General features: G+C 55.3%; 13 protein-coding genes. 12 read left to right on the forward strand and 1 reads right to left on the reverse strand.

All coding sequences use genetic code 11. The annotated features are described in order from the left end of the window. Window positions 1-105: 105 nt before the first annotated feature. The 11 genes from BN2684_RS13245 (at window position 106) to BN2684_RS13295 (ending at window position 15,817) form a co-directional block, all read left to right on the forward strand. The gene (locus BN2684_RS13245; RefSeq protein ID WP_234340314.1) at window positions 106-978 is read left to right on the forward strand and encodes a carbohydrate ABC transporter permease; all 873 of its coding nucleotides are present in this window, start codon (window positions 106-108) and stop codon (window positions 976-978) included. A gap of 3 nt (window positions 979-981) precedes the next feature. After that, a complete protein-coding gene (locus tag BN2684_RS13250; protein ID WP_058302662.1) occupies window positions 982-1,857 on the forward strand; it encodes a carbohydrate ABC transporter permease in 876 nt (291 codons plus the stop codon). A gap of 6 nt (window positions 1,858-1,863) precedes the next feature. Further along, the gene (locus tag BN2684_RS13255) at window positions 1,864-3,327 is read left to right on the forward strand and encodes an NHL repeat-containing protein (RefSeq protein WP_058302663.1); all 1,464 of its coding nucleotides are present in this window, start codon (window positions 1,864-1,866) and stop codon (window positions 3,325-3,327) included. Next, window positions 3,317-3,937, forward strand: coding sequence for a YIP1 family protein (locus BN2684_RS13260; protein WP_058302664.1), 621 nt, complete (start codon window positions 3,317-3,319; stop codon window positions 3,935-3,937). Before BN2684_RS13255 ends, BN2684_RS13260 begins: the two co-directional genes overlap by 11 nt. 15 nt (window positions 3,938-3,952) lie before the next feature. Continuing rightward, window positions 3,953-6,526, forward strand: coding sequence for a DUF5696 domain-containing protein (locus tag BN2684_RS13265; RefSeq protein WP_058302665.1), 2,574 nt, complete (start codon window positions 3,953-3,955; stop codon window positions 6,524-6,526). Further along, a complete protein-coding gene (locus BN2684_RS13270; protein ID WP_058302666.1) occupies window positions 6,523-7,419 on the forward strand; it encodes a carbohydrate ABC transporter permease in 897 nt (298 codons plus the stop codon). Before BN2684_RS13265 ends, BN2684_RS13270 begins: the two co-directional genes overlap by 4 nt. A 24-nt stretch (window positions 7,420-7,443) precedes the next feature. After that, the gene (locus BN2684_RS13275) at window positions 7,444-8,439 is read left to right on the forward strand and encodes a carbohydrate ABC transporter permease (RefSeq protein WP_058302667.1); all 996 of its coding nucleotides are present in this window, start codon (window positions 7,444-7,446) and stop codon (window positions 8,437-8,439) included. A gap of 141 nt (window positions 8,440-8,580) precedes the next feature. Next, on the forward strand, window positions 8,581-10,842 hold the full coding sequence (locus BN2684_RS13280) for a DUF5060 domain-containing protein (protein WP_058302668.1): 2,262 nt from the start codon (window positions 8,581-8,583) through the stop codon (window positions 10,840-10,842). Window positions 10,843-10,918: 76 nt separating this feature from the next. Beyond that, entirely contained in the window at window positions 10,919-11,959 is a 1,041-nt protein-coding gene (locus BN2684_RS13285; RefSeq protein ID WP_058302669.1) for a glycosyl hydrolase, read from the forward strand. A 20-nt stretch (window positions 11,960-11,979) separates the two neighbouring features. Further along, window positions 11,980-13,089 carry an SGNH/GDSL hydrolase family protein gene (locus tag BN2684_RS13290; protein ID WP_058302670.1) on the forward strand — a complete coding sequence of 370 codons (1,110 nt, stop codon included), beginning with the start codon at window positions 11,980-11,982 and terminating at the stop codon, window positions 13,087-13,089. Window positions 13,090-13,261: 172 nt separating this feature from the next. Next, window positions 13,262-15,817: a glycoside hydrolase family 2 protein gene (locus BN2684_RS13295; protein WP_058302671.1), complete on the forward strand. Its 2,556-nt coding sequence runs from the start codon at window positions 13,262-13,264 to the stop codon at window positions 15,815-15,817. A 248-nt stretch (window positions 15,818-16,065) separates the two neighbouring features. Here BN2684_RS13295 and BN2684_RS13300 read toward each other — a convergent pair whose 3' ends face one another. Beyond that, a complete protein-coding gene (locus BN2684_RS13300; protein WP_058304540.1) occupies window positions 16,066-17,382 on the reverse strand; it encodes a deoxyguanosinetriphosphate triphosphohydrolase family protein in 1,317 nt (438 codons plus the stop codon). 398 nt (window positions 17,383-17,780) lie between these two features. Here BN2684_RS13300 and BN2684_RS13305 point away from each other — a divergent pair, with 398 nt between their 5' ends. After that, entirely contained in the window at window positions 17,781-18,629 is an 849-nt protein-coding gene (locus BN2684_RS13305; protein WP_058302672.1) for an AraC family transcriptional regulator, read from the forward strand. The last annotated feature ends 12 nt before the right edge of the window (window positions 18,630-18,641 follow it).

An 18,641-nucleotide genomic window follows, 5' to 3' on the forward strand; every position in this document is an offset into this window, starting at 1 on the left:
AGGACCGCGACGATGGCATCCACCAATACCCCGTTAGGCAAGAGCGGTCAGCCCGCCGGCCGTTCGCTTGGAGCCCGCACCTGGTGGCAGCAAAAGCTGCACGAAATGAAGGTCAACAAGCATTCGTACGCTCTCATGGCACCGTATATGATTCTGTTCAGCATCTTTACGGTTCTGCCAGTTATCATTTCGATCATTCTCAGCTTTACCTACTTTAATATGCTGGAGTTCCCCCGGTTTATCGGCTGGCAGAACTATACGAGGCTGTTTCTTGAGGACGATGTCTTCATCATCGCTCTTAAGAACACGCTGCTGCTGGCCATCATTACCGGTCCGGTCAGCTATATCGCTTGCTTTGTCTTCGCATGGATCATCAATGAGCTCTCCCCGAAGCTTCGGGCGCTCATGACGTTGATTTTCTATGCCCCGTCTATCTCCGGTAACGTCTTCTTTATCTGGTTAATCATCTTCTCGGGTGACCGATACGGGATTGCGAACGGATTTCTGATCAAATACGGCTTCATTCTGGAGCCGATCCTGTGGCTCAAGACCGAAGGCTACATCCTGCCGATCATCATCATCGTTCAATTGTGGCTCAGTCTCGGTACGGGCTTCCTGGCCTTCATCGCAGGTCTGCAAACCGTCGACCGTACGCTCTATGAAGCGGGAGCGGTGGACGGCATCAAGAATCGTTGGCAGGAGCTGTGGTTCATCACCCTTCCTTCCATGCGGCCGCAGCTCATGTTCGGTGCTGTCATTCAGCTGACCGCATCCTTTGCCGTAGCCGATGTGTCCATCGCGCTGGCCGGCTTCCCAAGCGTAAACTACGCCGGGGAAACCATCGTTACTCACTTGATTGACTTCGGTACGACCCGCTTTGAAATGGGATACGCCTCCGCGATCGCGACGGTGCTCTTCCTGCTCATGGTCGGCACCAACATCCTAGTCCAAAAACTTCTTCGCAAGGTGGGTGAATAACACATGAAGAACCTGTCAATCCGGATGCTGCTTCCTCAAAAACGGGTGAACCGGTCCTTCATGGGCAGCTTTTCGTTGTTTGTGCTGCTCCTTGCTGTCGGTTCCTTTATGGCTTTGCCGCTCGTTTATGCGATTAACAATGCTTTCAAGCCGCTGGACGAGATCTTCCTGTTCCCGCCCCGGCTGTTCGTCCGCAACCCCACGATGAACAACTTCTCGGACCTGATGAACCTGCTCAGCCAGTCTTGGGTTCCGTTCTCTCGGTACATCTTCAACACGGTGTTCATTACCGGTATGGGCATCTTGGGCCACGTCGTTCTGGCGTCGGCCGCAGCGTATCCGCTTGCCAAGCATCAATTTCCGGGCAAAGCGATCCTGTTCCAGATCGTCGTCCTGTCCCTGATGTTCACTCCAGCCGTTACCGCTACGCCGAACTACATGATCATGTCGTGGCTCGGCATGGTGGATACTTACTGGGCCGTGATTATCCCGGCTTTCGCCTATTCGCTCGGCCTCTACCTCATGAAGCAGTTCATGGAGCAGATCCCCGACGCGATCCTGGAAGCCGCCAAGATTGACGGCGCGAGCGAATATCGGATCTTTTGGAAGATCGTTATGCCAAACGTTAAGCCGGCGTGGATGACGCTCATCATCCTGCTGTTCCAGATGCTGTGGGGCAGCGATGGCAACGGCTTTATCCAGAGTGAGCAGCTGAAGACGCTGCACTTTGCCGCGAACCAGATCATTCAGGGCGGCATTGCCCGTGCGGGAGCGGGAGCTGCCGTGGCGCTTATCCTGATGAGCGTTCCGATCACGCTGTTCGTCTTCTCGCAAAGTCAAATCATCGAAACGATGGCCACATCCGGCATGAAGGAATAGGAGGGAATGCAGTTGACAGCGAAAAAATGGCTTCTCTCGATGGCAGCGGCTTCTCTGCTGTTTACAGCGGGTGCGGTGCCGGCGCAAGCAGCATCGAAGGCTCCCTACGAGAGCTATAATTACGGGTATTACATCGAAGCGTTGCCGGCGCCTGCCGCCTACCTTCCATCATTCTCCCTGTCGGGAGATGACCTCGGCATCGGCAGCTTTGTCGAGCCGAATGATCTGTATACCACCGAAGCGGGGGTCACGTACCTCCTCGACAGCGGAAATGCCCGCATCGTCATCATCGGCGCAGATTGGAAGCTGATCAAGGAGATCACGGGCTTTGACAACAACGGCAAAGCGGACGGCTTTAAAAAACCATCCGGCATCTTTGTCGACCAGGATGGCGATCTCTACGTCGCCGATACCGACAATCAGCGCGTCGTCGTGCTGGACCCAGACGGTAAACTGGTGAAGATTGTCCAAGAGCCCAAATCGGACATTTTGGCCGAGGGCTTCAAGTTTGTTCCACTCAAAGTTACCGTAGACAAGGCGAAACGGATATTCGTCGTCGCCCAAGGCGTCTACGAAGGCATCATGCAGTTCGATGAGAAGGGCGAGTTCCTCGGGTATGCGGGAACGATTAAGGTTCAGCGCGATTACGGCGACTACATCTGGAGGCGGCTGTCCACCAAGGCGCAGAAAGCTCAGATGACGCTCTTCATTCCAACGGAATTCTCCAACCTGGACATCGATCATAAGGGCTTCGTGTATGCGACCAACATCGATACCGGCTCCGAGCAGCCGATCAAGCGGCTCAACCCTTCGGGAGCTGACGTGCTAAAGCGCTACGGTTATTTCGCCGTCGCGGGGGACGTTTATTACCGAAGAGCGGTTGGCCCTTCTAAATTTGTCGATATCAAAGTGCTTGGCGATGGCATGTACAGCGCCCTCGACTCCACGCAAGGCCGGGTCTTCACGTATGACAATGAAGGCGACCTGCTCTATGTGTTCGGCGGCAAAGGCAACCAGCTTGGGACGTTGAAGACGCCGGTGGCCGTTGAGAAATCCGGCGAGAGCATGATCGTACTCGACCGCGGCAAGTCCAATCTGGTCGTTTACGAGCCGACGATCTTCGGGAAGCACGTCAATGAAGCGATCAAGCATCACTACGCTGGAGATGACGGAGAAGCGGTCGCCAGCTGGCAAGAGGTGCTGAAGCTGAATGCGAACTACGACATCGCTTATAACGGGATCGGGAAGGCGAAGCTGCTTGAGAAAGACAACAAGAAAGCGATGGAGTACTTTAAGCTCGGGATGGACCGTAAAAACTATTCCGTTGCCTTCAAACGGTATCGCACCGAAGTCTTGAAAGAGAATTTCGGAACGTACATGACCGTGTTCATCGTGTTGGTAGTCGGCATCCTGATCGCCCGCCCGTTGTTGAAATGGAGAAGAAGGAGGGTGACGAACCGTGCTGCGTGATTTTGTATCTTTTCCGCTTCATTTGATCGTTCATCCGTTTGATGGCTTCTGGGATATGAAGTTCGAAAAGAGGGGCAAGCTGAAGGTCGCGCTGACGCTGATCTTCCTGACCTTCCTTGCCATCGTCGTCCAGAAGCAGTTTGCGGGATTTTTGGTAAACTTCAACGATCCGCGCCAATTGAACAACCTGAATGAACTGATCTACCTCGTATTGCCGTTCTTCCTTTGGTGCATCGCCAACTGGTCGGTGACGACTCTCCTGGAAGGGGAGGGCAAGTTCAGTGAGATCGTGATGGCGTCTTCTTACTCCCTCGTCCCGATCGTGCTGATTTATTTTCCGATGACCCTCGTCAGCCGCTTTATGGCCCAGGAGGAGACAGCCTTCTACTATCTCCTGAACTCGATAGCGGGCATCTGGTTTGTTCTGCTGCTGTTTGTCGGGATCATGACGGTCCATCAATACAGCGCGAGCAAGACGATCATCACGATGATTCTGAGTGTAATCGTCATGGTTATCATCGTCTTCCTAGGTGCGCTGGTATTCAGTATGATTCAGCAGATTTACGAGTTTATCATGAACATTTACCGTGAACTAATCTTCCGGACCTAAAGGAGGCCGCACCCTGTGACCAAGCGAAAAATCGGAATGCTGGTGCTGGCCTGCACCCTCATCCTCGTCATCGCCGGCATCATCTATACCAAAAATGTAGGTGCTCCCGCTGTTTCGGCATCCGCCTATACGAAGGATTCCGCCGAGCTTGCTCCTGGTAAGGAGCTTGTGAAGCTTACGAGCTCGACGGCAGGCGTACCAGGCATGGACCTCGTAGCCGACAATGCCAGCTACAGCCTGTACTTCCAATCGGAAACGACGGAGATCGCCGTTCTCGACAAGAAGAGCGGACAAATCTGGTACAGCAACCCACCGGATCGCAACGAAGATGCGAAGGCCTCTCCGTTCGAGAAGGGAGTCTTGTCCTCCCAAATCGTCCTGTCTTTTCGAGATACGCTCGGAACGCTGGACACCTACTCCAATTACGCTCAAAGCATTGAGAAGAAGCAATTCAAGGTAGAGAGCATCGAGGGCGGCATTCGGGTGACATACACGCTCGGCGATATGTCGCTCGGTATCGATGCCTTGCCCAAGTACATTACGAAGGAGCGATTGGAAGAGAAGGTGCTGTCCAAGCTCGACAAATCGCTCTCCACTTATGTCTCACAGCGGTATTATCCGAGTAAAGCGGACGAGAACGTTCTTGAGCGTCTCGACGATCAAGTCAAGAAACAGCTCGTTCTGAACAAAATGCTGGATGCCTTCACAAAGGCCGGTTATACCGAGGAGGATCTGGCTGCCGACAACGAAGCGCATGGCGCTGCCTCCGGAGCCGATTCCTCCAAGCCGAAGTTCACCGTTCCGCTCGAATACAAGCTGGATGATACGGGCTTGACGGCCACCGTTCCTGTCGGGCGCATCGAAGAGAGCAGCAGCCATCGCATTCGCACCATCGACGTGCTGCCCTACTTCGGAGCCGCCGGCTTGCAGGATCAAGGGTACATGCTCGTTCCCGATGGCATGGGAAGCCTCATCCACCTGAACAATGGCAAGATCAAGGAAGAGAAATACGTGCAGCAGGTGTACGGCACCGACTTGAACGACAACAGCCGCAACCGCGGACAGGTTACGGAAAGCGCCAAGATGCCTGTGTACGGCTTGAAGAAGGGAGACGGAGCCTGGTTTGCCGTGATCGAGCAAGGAGATGCGCTCGCAAGCATCGCGGCAGATGTCAGCGGGAAGGTTAATTCCTTCAATCATGCTTACAGCACCTTCGCGGTCCGCGGGGAGGATGAACTGGAGCTGTATACCGGCAACACGGTCCAACAGATCGACATGCTCGGCAATAAGCTGTACAGCGGTGACATCCGCGTCCACTTCAGCTTTCTCTCGGGAGAGGAAGCCAGTTATTCCGGTATGGCGCGGTACTATCAAAATCTGCTGGTTAGCGAGAACAAGCTTCAAGCATTGACTGAAGAAAACTCGCTTCCGTTCTATCTGGATATCCTTGGCACGATCGACAAGCGCTCCTTCTTCCTCGGCGTTCCTTATCAATCGGTCGAGTCCATGACCACCTTCGATCAGGCGGGGACGATCGCCGATCAGTTGGGAAAAGACGGCATCACGAACCTGCAAATGAGGCTGACGGGCTGGTTCAACAAGGGTATCAACCACAAAACGCCGACCAAAGTCAAGATCGACAGCGCCGCTGGAAGCAAGAAGGAGCTCGTGGAGCTTTCCGACAAGCTGAAGGCGATGGGTGGCGCGTTGTATCCGGACGTCGCGCTTCAACTGGTCTACCACGACGATTCGAAATTCACTCCGGCTTCGGACGCCTCTCGCTTTGTGACGCGGGATGTCTCGATGCTCGCCAAATATGACCGGGCGACAAACCGAATGAATGATTATTACGGTTCGTATTACTTGCTCTCCCCGTCCAAGCTTCCTTCTTTTACCGAGAGATTCTCTTCCTCGTACAAGAAGCTCGGACTTTCCAACTTGAGCCTCCGGGATCTCGGCAGCACGTTGAACTCGGATTACCGGAACAGCCGCGTTATGTTCCGAGAAACCTCGAAGGCAATCGTGTCGGAGCAGCTCGGCAAGCTGGAGACGGCTTATCCGAACCTGATGGTATCCGGGGCTAATTCCTATGCTTGGGAATATGCCCGTCATCTCATCGACGTCCCCACTTCCACGAGCAGCTTCAATCTGGCGGATGAGGAAGTTCCGTTCTATCAGATGGTCATCCACGGCTATGCCGACTACACCGGCGAGGCGATCAACCTTTCCGATGAGCAGGACCTGTCGAAACAGCTTCTTCGCTCCATTGAGCTTGGAACCGCGCCTCACTTCCTGTGGACGTACAAGGATTCCTCGGATTTGAAGCTGACCCGCTATGACGATCGTTTCGCCTCGACGTATACGAACTGGTACGACCAGGCCATTGAGATGTATAAGAAGGCGGACGGTGTACTCGGCAAGCTGCAAACGAAGAAGATCGTCGATCACGTTCGCCACGAGGAAGGCGTCGTGGAAGTGAAATACGAGGGGGGAACCTCCGTCTTCGTCAATTACACCGAGAAGCCCGTTACCGTGGATGGAGTCCAAGTGAACGCTCTCGATTATGCGGTAGGCGGTGATCGCAAATGAAAATGAGACTAACCTTAACACGCAAACGCTCACTGCTCGGCTTGTTATTCATCTCGCCATGGCTCATAGGGTTCCTGGTTCTCTTCCTGAAGCCTCTTATCGAGTCGATTCGCTACAGCTTCAACAAGCTGGTCATCGATCCGACCGGGTTCAAGCTGGTGAGCGTAGGCTGGAGTAACTTTCATAACGCTTTGTTCGTCGATGCGAATTTTAACCGGATTCTCACCGAGTCCGTTCTGGACATGGTGATCAATGTTCCGCTTATTCTGTTCTTCAGTTTGTTCTCCGCGGTACTGCTCAATCAGAAGTTCCGTGGACGGGCAATGGCGCGCGCCATCTTCTTCCTTCCGGTTATTCTGGCCTCCGGCGCCATCTCGGCGGCAGAGTCCGCAGGCCTGATCAATCTCGTCGGCAATGCGGCGGTGGCCGAGGATATGAACCAGGCTTCGCAGTTTAACGCTATGCCGATTGTGGAGCTTCTTCTCCATGCGGGGTTCCCGGGGGGCATTATTGATTACGTCGTAGAAGCCGTTATGCGGATTTACGAGGTCATTCGCAGCTCGGGTGTCCAAATCCTAATCTTCCTGGCAGCCCTCCAATCCGTGCCGACCTCCATGTATGAGGTTGCGAAGATGGAGGGGGCGACCGGCTATGAAACCTTCTGGAAGATCACCTTTCCGATGGTCAGCCCGCTCATTCTGACGAACATCATCTACACGATCATTGACTCCTTTGCAGACAGCTCCGTGACTCAGATCATCTACCAAACGGCGTTCACGTCGCAAAATTTCGGGCTCAGCGCGGCCATGTCCTGGCTGTATACCCTCGCGGTCAGTATCATGCTCGTCCTGATCGGTATCGCCATCTCTCGAAAAGTGTTCTATCAAAACTAGCTAGCGGAATAGGAGGGTTCGTTCATGGCGACCGTTCAAACAGCCGGGAACACGGCGAGAAAAATCAACCGGCACAAGCTGCGGAACAAGACGGTGGATCTGCTTTTCTCCATCTTCCGCTATATGCTGATCATCGGGATCTCCTTTGTCATTCTCTATCCGATCCTGACCAAGATCTCTTACGCCTTAAAAGACAAGCAAGACATTTACAACCCGACGATCTACATGATTCCCGTGCATTTTACGCTCGATAATCTGAAGCTGGCGAAGGACCTGCTCAATTACTGGCCGCTGCTGGGCAATACGTTGTTCTATGTTGCGGTGGTCATGCTGCTGCAGACGGCCTCTTGCGCGCTTGCGGGATACGGGTTCGCCAGGTTCAAGTTCCCCGGGAGCAACATTCTGTTCGCCTTGGTAATCTTGACCATCCTTGTCCCGATGAGCACCTTGATGGTTCCGATGTACCTGCACTTCCGCAGCTTCGACGTGTTGGGTCTCGTCCATGCTTTTACCGGAAAGGACGGCATCAACCTGCTGAACAGCTACTGGCCCTCGATCATCACGTCGGCGACGGCCAATGGCTTGAAATCCGGTCTATTCATCTACATCTTCCGCCAGTTCTTCATCGGTCTGCCGAAGGAAATCGAAGAGGCGGCGTTGATCGACGGTGCCGGAGGTATCCGCACCTTCTTCCAGATCATGCTCCCGAACGCGATTCCCCCGATGATTACGGTCATCCTCTTCTCGTTCGTCTGGACCTATAACGACACGTTCTACACCTCGCTCTTCATGAGCGAGAGCAGCCTCATGCCGCTCAAGATCGCGTCGCTGCCAGCCGATACGAGCCAGTTCCTGCCGATTCTAATGGGCCTCGGAAGGAACGGCCAGGCGGACCCCAACTATGTCGGTCTCATTGTGGACACCGGGATCCTGCTTGCGATTATCCCGCTGATCGTCCTGTACCTATTCGTTCAACGCCACTTCGTTGAAAGTGTCGAGCGGACCGGGGTTGTCGGGTAACCAAACATTCCTTTGATCTGCCGACGGCAAAGCGCCTGCGCTTTGCCGTCGCCTGCTCTAGTACGCTGTCAGCCCTTCAACTCTTCACACAAGCAGAGTTGAAGGGCTGCAGGTGGATTCATTTGAAGGGAGAGCGATGCTTTGAACAGACGAAAACGAAATGGACTACTCGCGGCGGTTGGTGCCGTCGTGGTTCTTATCCTGGTGGCTGTGTTTCTTATTGGCCGTGGGGACAAAGAGGCGAAGCCCGCCGCTTCCGAGCAGCCGACCCCTTCGGCTTCGCCAACAGCGAGTGCAAATACAGGCCCTCAGTTGGTGAAGATTACGCCGGAACGCGAGTCCGTGGGGCGTTACGACAAGCTGGAGTGGACCGTCGAGCTCAAGGCGGACTATGTGAATCCATACGATCCCGCTCAAGTGGATCTGGGGGCCGTGCTGACGGCTCCTTCTGGCAAGGAGTGGAACATCAACGGGTATTATGATGGAACCGCGTGGAAGCTGCGTTTCTCCGCAGACGAGACCGGCAAGTGGAACTATCAGTTTCGCTTAAAGGACAAGACAGGAGAGAGCAAGGGCGACGCCTTGACCTTTGAGGTAACGGAGGGTTCGTCGAACGGCTGGATTCAGCCTTCCCAGAAAAACAAGCACGCTTTGGAGTACCGAAACGGCACTTCCTTCTACGGGGTAGGAGTTGCTTATCCATGGGGCGTCGACGAATGGGGCCTCGACCGCATCAAGGCGGGCGGGGGCAATCTCGTCACCTACTGGAACGGGAATTATGATAACTCCGGAAGCGGCGGCGGGAACGAGCAGCTGGAATCACTCGCTTCCGGCCTCAGCAGCTACGATATGCGCAAAGCCGCCCGGATCGACGAGCTTCTCGGCTTGTTTGAAGCGCGCGACCTGAACATGAGCTTCGTCATCTGGCCGCATGATTCTCTGGCGGATAAGCTGGGAGGCGGGTGGGCGACCACCTGGACCAAGAATGCGTATTCCGCGCTTGGCGAAGCCTCCAAATTCTACAGCAGCGAAGAGATGTGGAACTACCAGGAGAAGCTGTACCGATACATCATCGCTCGCTACGGCCATAGCCGCTCCATCGGCATCTGGGACCTGATATGCGAGGTGAACGGTACCGATGGCTGGGTGCTGGGCGATCCGGCGAAAGCCAACGAATGGCTGACGCGCATTCATACGTACTTCAAGGAGCATGACCCTTACGGACACCCGACGATGGGTTCGATGGCGGGAGGCGCAGAGGACTTCTGGGATCATGGCTACCAGACATTGGATTTGGCAGATCGGGAAAACTACTACAGCCTTGACTATCGGTCCTATGCAGAGGATATTTCCAGTCGGTGGAAGTATGGTAAGCCGATCATGATTGGGGAAACGGGCAACGTCACCGATGAGACGGCTTACCACAACGTCCTCTGGGTGACATGGGCAAATGGACTTGCCTCCACGCCCATTTGGTGGGATTATTCCAAGATAGACGATGCGATGTTTGCGCAAATGAAGGTGTTCTCTGATTTCATCAAGCCGATTGGCTTTACGGAGACGCGCGAGCCGCTAACGGCTGAGGCTGACATCGTGAAGGTTCCGCTCCCGGCCGAGCTGTCCATGGAGGATGGCAAGGATTACGCGGACTGGGGCATTCCCGATTGGGCGGACGCCAACAAGGATAAGGACGGCATTCGGACAACCGTTCAACCGGTGGCGAATGCCGAGAAGCCTACGGTTCAAGCCAACCTTCGATTTGCGACCGGCCAGTATTCACAAGGGGTCATCGATCAGGTAACCACCGTGCAGGATTGGTCCGGTTACGATGAGCTGGTCTTCGACGTTCATGTAGACACCGCTGCGCAAAAAGGGCTTATCGCCCGACCGGTTCTCTTCCCCGGAGGGGAATGGAACGAAGCGGACGATCCGGGCGATGTACCGCTTGCCGCCGGCAAGTGGACGACGGTTCGCGTCAAGCTGGACGGAGGCAAATGGAAAAACCGCGAGCTGACTCGTGCGGACCTCGCCCGTATGGAGCGCTGGGGCCTCAAGGTTTATGCGACGAGCACGCCGAATGAAGCCGACCCTGTAACGATTCAGATTCGGAATCCGCGACTGGTGGCGAAGAAGGCTCCGACCATCGAGAAGAAGACCGCCGAAGCTTGGATGATGAAAGGAGCATCGCTGTCCTACGGCTGGATGGTGACGGACCTGGGCAAGCTGGGAGGCAGGAGCGTGACGTTCTCTGGTATGCAGGACGGCAGCTACGCGGTGGATTGGAGCGATCCCTGGACGGGGCAAAAGCTGACGACAACGGAGGCAATGGCAACCGGCGGCAAGCTCACGCTGATCGCACCGGCTGCGGAGAAGGCGGATTTGGTCTTTACCCTGCATCCCTAACAGGAATGGTATGGAGACCGATATAGAGAGTAGTGCAGACTAAAGAGAAAACCAAGGATAGGAGACCCCTCAACACATGAATGTACCGACGAATTTGCGCCGGGATCGCTATCAGGTGGAGCCGAAGCTGGTGAACCCCCGTGCGGATCAAACGGCTCGACGCCTGATGGCTTATCTATGCGATACCTACGGCAAGCACATGCTGACCGGCCAACAAATCGGCGTGCACTCCACGCCCGAGATGGAGATTCTCCATCGGGAAACCGGCTTTTACCCCGCTGTCGGCGGCTTTGACTTCATGGACTACTCGCCCGGCCGCGCGAATCAGGGAGCGGTTTGTCACGACACGGACCACGCCCTTCGCTGGTGGGAGGAAGGCGGGATCGTCACCTTTTGCTGGCATTGGACAGCTCCTAGGGATATGATGGATCTGCCCAACAACAAGAAGTGGGAGAAGGGCTTCTATACGGAAGCGACCACTTTCGATGTGGAGCAGGCGATGAGCGACCCTTCGTCTGAGGGCTATCAGCTTCTCGTACGAGATATCGATGCCATTGCCCTTCAATTGAAGCGCCTCATGAAGGCGGGCGTGCCTGTTCTCTGGCGTCCGCTTCATGAAGCAAGCGGCGGCTGGTTTTGGTGGGGAGCGAAGGGACCGAAGCCATACTTGGCGTTATGGGGCTTGCTCTATGAGCGCTTGACGCATCATCATGAGCTGAATAACTTGATCTGGGTGTGGAACGGCCAGCACAAGGATTGGTATCCGGGTGATGAGACCGTCGATATCATCGGGGAAGACATCTATCCCCCGAAGCGAGACTATTCTCCGCAAGCGGACCGGTTCGACACCGCGCTCGCTTATACGAGTTCGAGCAAGATCATCGCCTTGTCTGAGAACGGCATTCTGCCTGATCCGGATCAGATGCTCACGGAGAACGTCCGCTGGGCATGGAACTGCACGTGGTATGGAGAATTTCTGTACACCCGCGATGAGGAAGGCAAGCTTCCCTATTCGGAGGAATACACGGAGCATTCTATGCTGCAGAAGCTTTACCGCCATCCCTTCTCCATAACCCGAGACCAGCTGCCCAACTTAAAAACCTACAGGCTGCCGTAAGAGAGGAGTTCGACATCGACATGACATTATCCATCTGGAACCATAGAAGTCCCGTTACCGGGCCATGGGCCAAAAAACAAGGTGAAACGCTGACACTGGGCTTCATTGGAGGCTCCATCACGGACGGACGCCCGCGCCACAACTGGCCGGAGCCGGTGACGGCTTGGTTCGTCGAGCAGCTTCCCGGAGTGCGCATCGCCGTGGAAAATGCAGGGATTGGAGCGACCGGAAGCGACCTTGCAGCGCTTCGAGCCGAGCGGGATTTGATCAATCGGGGGGCGGAGCTGGTCTTTGTGGAGTTCGCCGTCAATGACTACGACGAGCCCGTTGAGAAAAGAGGGCGCACCCTGGAGGGGCTGCTTCGCAAGCTGCTTGCAGACCCGAAACGGCAAGTGGTGCTCGTCTATACCTATAGCCAACCCATGTATGAATACATGATGGCGGATGAAAAGCCGCCGATTATCGCCCAATACGAAGCCATCGCCGAGTACTATGGCCTCGGTTCCGTCTGGATGGGGCTTCACGCGCTTGACGAAGTGAAGCGGGGGCATATGCGCTGGGAGGAGTGGCTTCCGGACGGTCTTCACCCGACGAATCGGGGAAGCTTTAGCTACGGAACCAGCGTCATCCGTTTCCTGAATGCAGAACGCGAGCGCTCACTTACCGTGGAGTCCGCTTCGTGGGTGGAACGTCGTCAAACAGCAATGGAAACTCCGCTCGATCCGCGCAACTGGCAGTCGGCCCGACTGCTGGATCTCACAGAAGTCAAGACGACCGGGCCTTGGGTGCTCCGCCGTCTGAATGGAATTCCTTGGATCGATCGCACGCTGGAAACGGCGGCAGTCGGTGCCGAGTTGTCCTTCTCCTTCCATGGAAGAGGAGTCGCGCTCGGTTTTGATTTTGGCAAGGCTTCTGCGGAATTCCGCTACCGCATCGACGGCGGAGAATGGCAGACGGAAAGCCGCGAGCGGCAGGATTGGGTTGGGCTCGACGGCTGGTTCCGCCTCAGCAACCTTGTGCTCGACCTCGAAATCGGCGATCATAGCTGTGAGATTGAAGTCATCCATGGGAATGGTCCGAATTGTCAGGGAACCAATTTTCGCCTGGGACTCATCGGAATACTACCTTAGAGCGTCATAAAGCGTGTTTGCAAACCCGACCTTCGGTCGAATTCGTTGAGGGGTCTCTCCTGCCGATAGCCACATATGGCTGATCTTCAGGTGACCCTCACCTGCTATTCGACCGTTTCATGGGTTTGCAAACACGTTCTAGCATCAGAAAGGTGAACATTTGGAGGTTATCATGAGCAATACGGTACAAAACTTGGATGGCTGGCTGTTTAAGGCGAGCGATGATACGGCATGGCAACCGGCCCGTGTTCCCGGATGCGTTCATACCGATCTGCTGCGAAACGGGCGAATTCCCGATCCCTTCTATGGAACAAACGAGCGGGATTTGCAATGGATCGATAAAAAGGATTGGGATTATGAAGTCGCCTTCGACGCTTCTGCCGAGCTGCTTAAGGAGACGCATCAGGAGCTCGTCTTTGACGGACTCGATACGTATGCGGATGTCTATGTGAACGGACGCCATGTGCTTGCGGCAGACAACATGTTCCGATCCTGGCGGGTGGATGTCACGGGGCTGCTCAAACCGGAAGCAAACACATTGACGGTGCACTTCCGGTCCCCGATCCAGGAGGACCTGCCGAAGCTGGAGCGGCTCGGCTATTCGCTGCCCGCTCCTAACGACTTATCGGAGCTGGGCGGGCTCGGAGAGAATCGGATCAGCGTCTTTGCGCGCAAGGCACCCTATCATTACGGATGGGACTGGGGACCGCGCTTTGTCACAAGCGGCATATGGCGGGAAGTGCGGCTCGAAGGCTGGTCGGGGTATCGGCTTACCGATCTGTATATCCGTCAGGATGAGGTGACGGCTGAAGTCGCCCGGCTCACGGCTGTGGTCGAGGTAGAGGCGGAGTATGCCGGACCGGTTCTCGTCCACTTGATGGCCGATGACCACAGCTGGGGTCAGCCGGTTATCGTTCAGCAGGGAAGAAACCAGCTGGAAATTCCTCTTACGATCGAGGCTCCCGCTTTGTGGTGGTGCCGTGGATTGGGAGAAGCCAAGCTTTATACGTTCCGCGCAGCGCTCCTAGCGGATGGTCGTGAGGTTAGCGCCAAATCGGTGCGGACCGGCCTGCGCTCCGTTCGTCTCGTCCGCGAGCGGGAGGCGGGAGGCACATCCTTTTACCTGGAATTGAATGGAGTTCCCGTGTTCGCCAAAGGCGCCAACCACATTCCGAACGACAGCTTCGTTCCCGAGGTGACAGACGAGCGGTATCGCCAAGAGGTCGCCACTGCCGTGGAATCGGGTATGAACATGCTGCGGGTTTGGGGCGGCGGGATCTACGAGGAAGATATCTTTTACGAGCTATGCGACGAGTCGGGGCTTCTTGTCTGGCAGGACTTTATGTTCGCCTGCAGCATGTACCCGGGAGATGAGGCCTTCCTGCTCAGCGTTCGGGCAGAGGCCGAAGATAACCTGAAGCGGCTGCGCAATCATCCGAGCCTCGCTCTTTGGTGCGGCAACAATGAGATCGATTCGGCTTGGGCCCATTTCAACGAGAACTCGGGCTGGGGCTGGAAGCAGCAATTTACTTCGGAACAGCGGGAAGGGATCTGGCACGATTACAAGGAGGTCTTCCACCGGATTCTGCCCGAAGCGGTTGAGCGGTTCATGCCGGGGATGTCCTATTGGCCCTCGTCTCCTCTTGTCGAGCTGACGGATGATAAGAGCCAGCACACGACAGGCGCTTCTCCGAGCGGAGATGTACATTATTGGGGAGTTTGGCATAACCGCGAGCCGTTCGAGAATTACAACAAGAACGTCGGACGGTTTATGAGCGAGTACGGCTTTCAGTCCTTCCCCGAATATGAGGCGGTTCTTCGGTACGCGGAAGAGAAGGACATGGAGCTGGAATCGGATGTCATGCAGACCCATCAGAAGAACGGCCATGGCAACCTCCTGATCAAGGATTACATGGAGCAATATCTGCATGAGCCGAAGGATTTCCACTCCTTCCTCTATCTGAGCCAGGTGCTTCAGGCGGATGCGATGGCGATGGGGATTGAAGCGCACAGACGCGGTAAGCCCTATTGCATGGGAACGCTGTATTGGCAGCTGAACGACTGCTGGCCGGTGGCTTCCTGGGCCAGTGTGGATTATTACGGCAACTGGAAGGCGGTTCAATACCACGCGAAACGCAGCTTCCGGGAAGTGATGGCTTCGGTGGAGGAGAACGAAGGGATCGTAACCGTAAAGATCGTTTCGGATCTCACGGAGCCCTTCTCGGGCAAACTCCACGTCCGATTGCTTGACTTCCACGGAGTGGTCCAGAAGGAAGCAAGTGCGGAAGTCGGCCTCCAACCGAACGAAGCGAAAGCGGTCCTCTCCTTGAACCGAGCGGAATGGCTGAACGGCCTTGGGGCGGATAAGGTCTTCCTGCTGCTGGAATTGGCGAACGAAGAACAAGAACCGGTTGACGCCAAGCTGCATTACTTTGTCCATTCCAAGGAACTGAAGCTGGCGAGCGAGCCGAACATCCGAGTCGTCTCTTCCGTTACGGAAGACGGCAAGGGTACCCGCCTGACTCTCGAGACCGATGTTCTGGCGAGACAGATTTGGTTGTCGGCTGAAGCGGATGGCATCTTCTCGGACAACTTCTTCGATCTGGTGCCGGGAGTTCCAGTCACGGTCGATTTCCTCGCCCGGACGGAAGGGACCACCAGCTACGTTCCTGCGGAGGCTGGACAAGTCACCGTTCGTTCCATGGCTGACTTCATTCTTTTGACGTAGGGAAAGGTTGGAACTGCAAAGACCAACCATCCATCCAACATGTTCGCTGTCAGCTCTAATCGTATGGATGTGAAGCGGCTCAATTAGCCCTGGAATGTTGTGTAGAGAGCACGGTTATTAGCGGACAGCTGGGTCATAACGACAAAAAGGCTCTTCCTCGAAGCGAGTTCTTCTTGAACTCCTGCCTCGGAGAAGAGCCTTATCATTTTTCGGGACTGCTCAGCTTTGTCGCCTTGAACCGCTTGGACTTAGTCCATCTCATAGATCGATCCCGATTTGCTCGCGAACAGCTCGGAATACACCTTCTCCGCGTAGGCATCGGTCATCCCGGAGATATAATCGGCGATGAATCGCGGCCATGCCCAGTCTGACTTATGGCGTTCGAAATTCGCCAACCAATCAGGCGGGATGATCCGCTTCCCGGCCTCCTCGTCGATGAAGCTCTCCCACAGCCGCTTGATCATGATCTCGCTGCGCATCTGTAGGCGCTGGACACGGAAGTCTTTGATTAGGGTAACCCAGGCCAGCTTCTTGAGAATCTCCATCGTGCGCAGAAGCTCAAAGTCCTGCTCGCCGTCTCTTACGAAGGTAACCTTCTTCCAGCCGCGCGCCGGGTTGTCGATGATGCCGATCCGACCGGCGAAGGTGCTGACCCAGCGGGCTTTCATCTCGCGTCGCGCCCGCGACGATTCTTTGCCGCTCAAAGCGTAGACCTCTTCCCATTGGTCGAGGTAGGCGTCCAGCACGCGGCCGACCATCGCTTCGACATCCACTTGATCCCAGCCAACCTCCGAATTCCCCTCGTCGTTCACGATTTCTTCCACGAGATGCTTTCTCAGCCAGCTATCCTCAAAGAAGGTGCGGTTCATTTGGATTTTACCCGCGCGGATTCCGTCCTCGATGTCGTGGGTGGAGTAGGCGATATCGTCGCACAGGTCCATGAGCTGAGTCTCCAGGGTGGAGCAGCCTGCGGGGATGTTCCATTTCTCGCGCAGCTCGCGAATGGCCGCCCATTCGGAGGAATACACGCCCTTCAGGCGGCCCGGCTCTTCCAGGTGGAAGGGGTATTTGTTGGTGGCGAGAAGGACTGCAGCCGTCAGATCGAGACCGCTTCCGCTTTCGGCGCGCTTCTCGAGAAACATCAGGATGCGGAAGTTCTGCGCATTCCCTTCATATTTAAGACCATACTGCTCCTGAAGGAGCCGGTTCAGCACATCCTCGCCTTTGTGGCCGAAGGGGGGATGGCCGAGGTCGTGCGCCAGAGCGGCGCATTCCACGACAGCCTGCTCCAGCATGAGTGCAGGATGCTCTTTCTTGCTGAGGAACGGATACTGCTTGCCGAGCCGGCGGGCCGCTTCTCTCGCGATCTGTGAAACTTCGAGAGAATGGGTCAGACGCGTTCGGTAGTAATCGCCGGAGCCAGCTCCGAACACCTGGGATTTCCCCTGCAGCCTCCGGAAGGCGGGGGATTGGATCAGCCGGGCGTAATCCCGTTCATATTCTTCACGTTCTTCGCTGAACGTGCCGCTTGAAGATTCATCCAGACGCATTTTTCGCAGGTCCATCGTCATTCCCTCACTTCCATAACGCGTTCCATCTTCCGAGCACGCTGTCAGCTTAAAAGCCGTGGTACATACACCGCAACTCATACCAATTGGCGCCGTTTCGTATCCGCACGATTAGGCTGACAGCGTCCGAGTGGGACGATCTCGATATAATATTCAGAGACTAGCACAAATCACATCAAATAGCTATCCAGACAACCGACTGGTACTAGCGGTAGGGAGCTAGAGTGAGTGGGCGGGATCGTGGGTTATCGGACTTGAAGAGAGCGGAATTTGAAGAGGGAGTCATCGCAAAATTGTATTTATTTTAAAGAAAACAAGGGGGAATCGGCCGAATTTTCTACAATACTTGCGTTAAATTCTGTTCGCCTGCATAATCAAGGGAAGGAGGTGCGGACATGAATTCGGAAGGGCCAATGGAACCGGCCGATCCATTGATTTGGATAGAGGCTGTCAAATACAAGGAAGCAGCGCAGGCGGATGCCCACCATGATCATGAAGCTTATGAGCTTTATTATCTGGTATCCGGGGAGAGGTATTTTTTCATTAAAGACCGAACCTATCATCTGCACAAGGGCGATCTCGTTCTGATTCCGACGCATGTGCTTCACAAGACATCAAGCGCTCGCAAGGATGGCCATGAACGGATCCTCATCAACTTCCGCTGGGAGGCGCTGAACGGCCTGCTGCCGGAATATGAGGCACAGATTCCCTTGATGTTTGCGGAATTTCCGCATATCCGCTTGAGCGGTAAGGAGCAGGCGGTCATTCGGCGCATTCTGGACAGCATGCTGTTCGAGATGGAGGCGGATAAGCCGGGAGCTGAGCGCTACGCCCGCCTGCTGCTTGCGGAGATGGTTCTTCTCTTGCTTCGGTTGACGGAAGGACGGCATGCGGAAGTGGCGGAATTCCCCAACTCGCTCCATCATAAGGTCTCCGAGGTTGCGCGGTATATCGGGGATCACTACGGAGAACCGATCACCCTGAACGGCTTGTCCGACCAATTTCGCATCAGCCCGTTTTACCTCAGCCGCATCTTTCATCAAGTGACGGGCCTGCCGGTCGTTTCCTACATCAATCATGTGCGAGTGGAGGAAGCGCGGCTCTTGCTCGCTTCAACCGATCTCAGCGTGACAGAGGTCGCATTGCGGACGGGCTATCAGAGTGTGACGCATTTTGGCCGGGTGTTCAAGTCGGCGGTCGGGCTGTCTCCGCAAAAGTTCCGTCAGGAAAAAGGACGGGGGTAACCGGCGCGGCGC

The sequence above is a fragment of the Gorillibacterium timonense genome (assembly GCF_001457415.1).
GTDB lineage: Bacteria > Bacillota > Bacilli > Paenibacillales > NBRC-103111 > Gorillibacterium > Gorillibacterium timonense.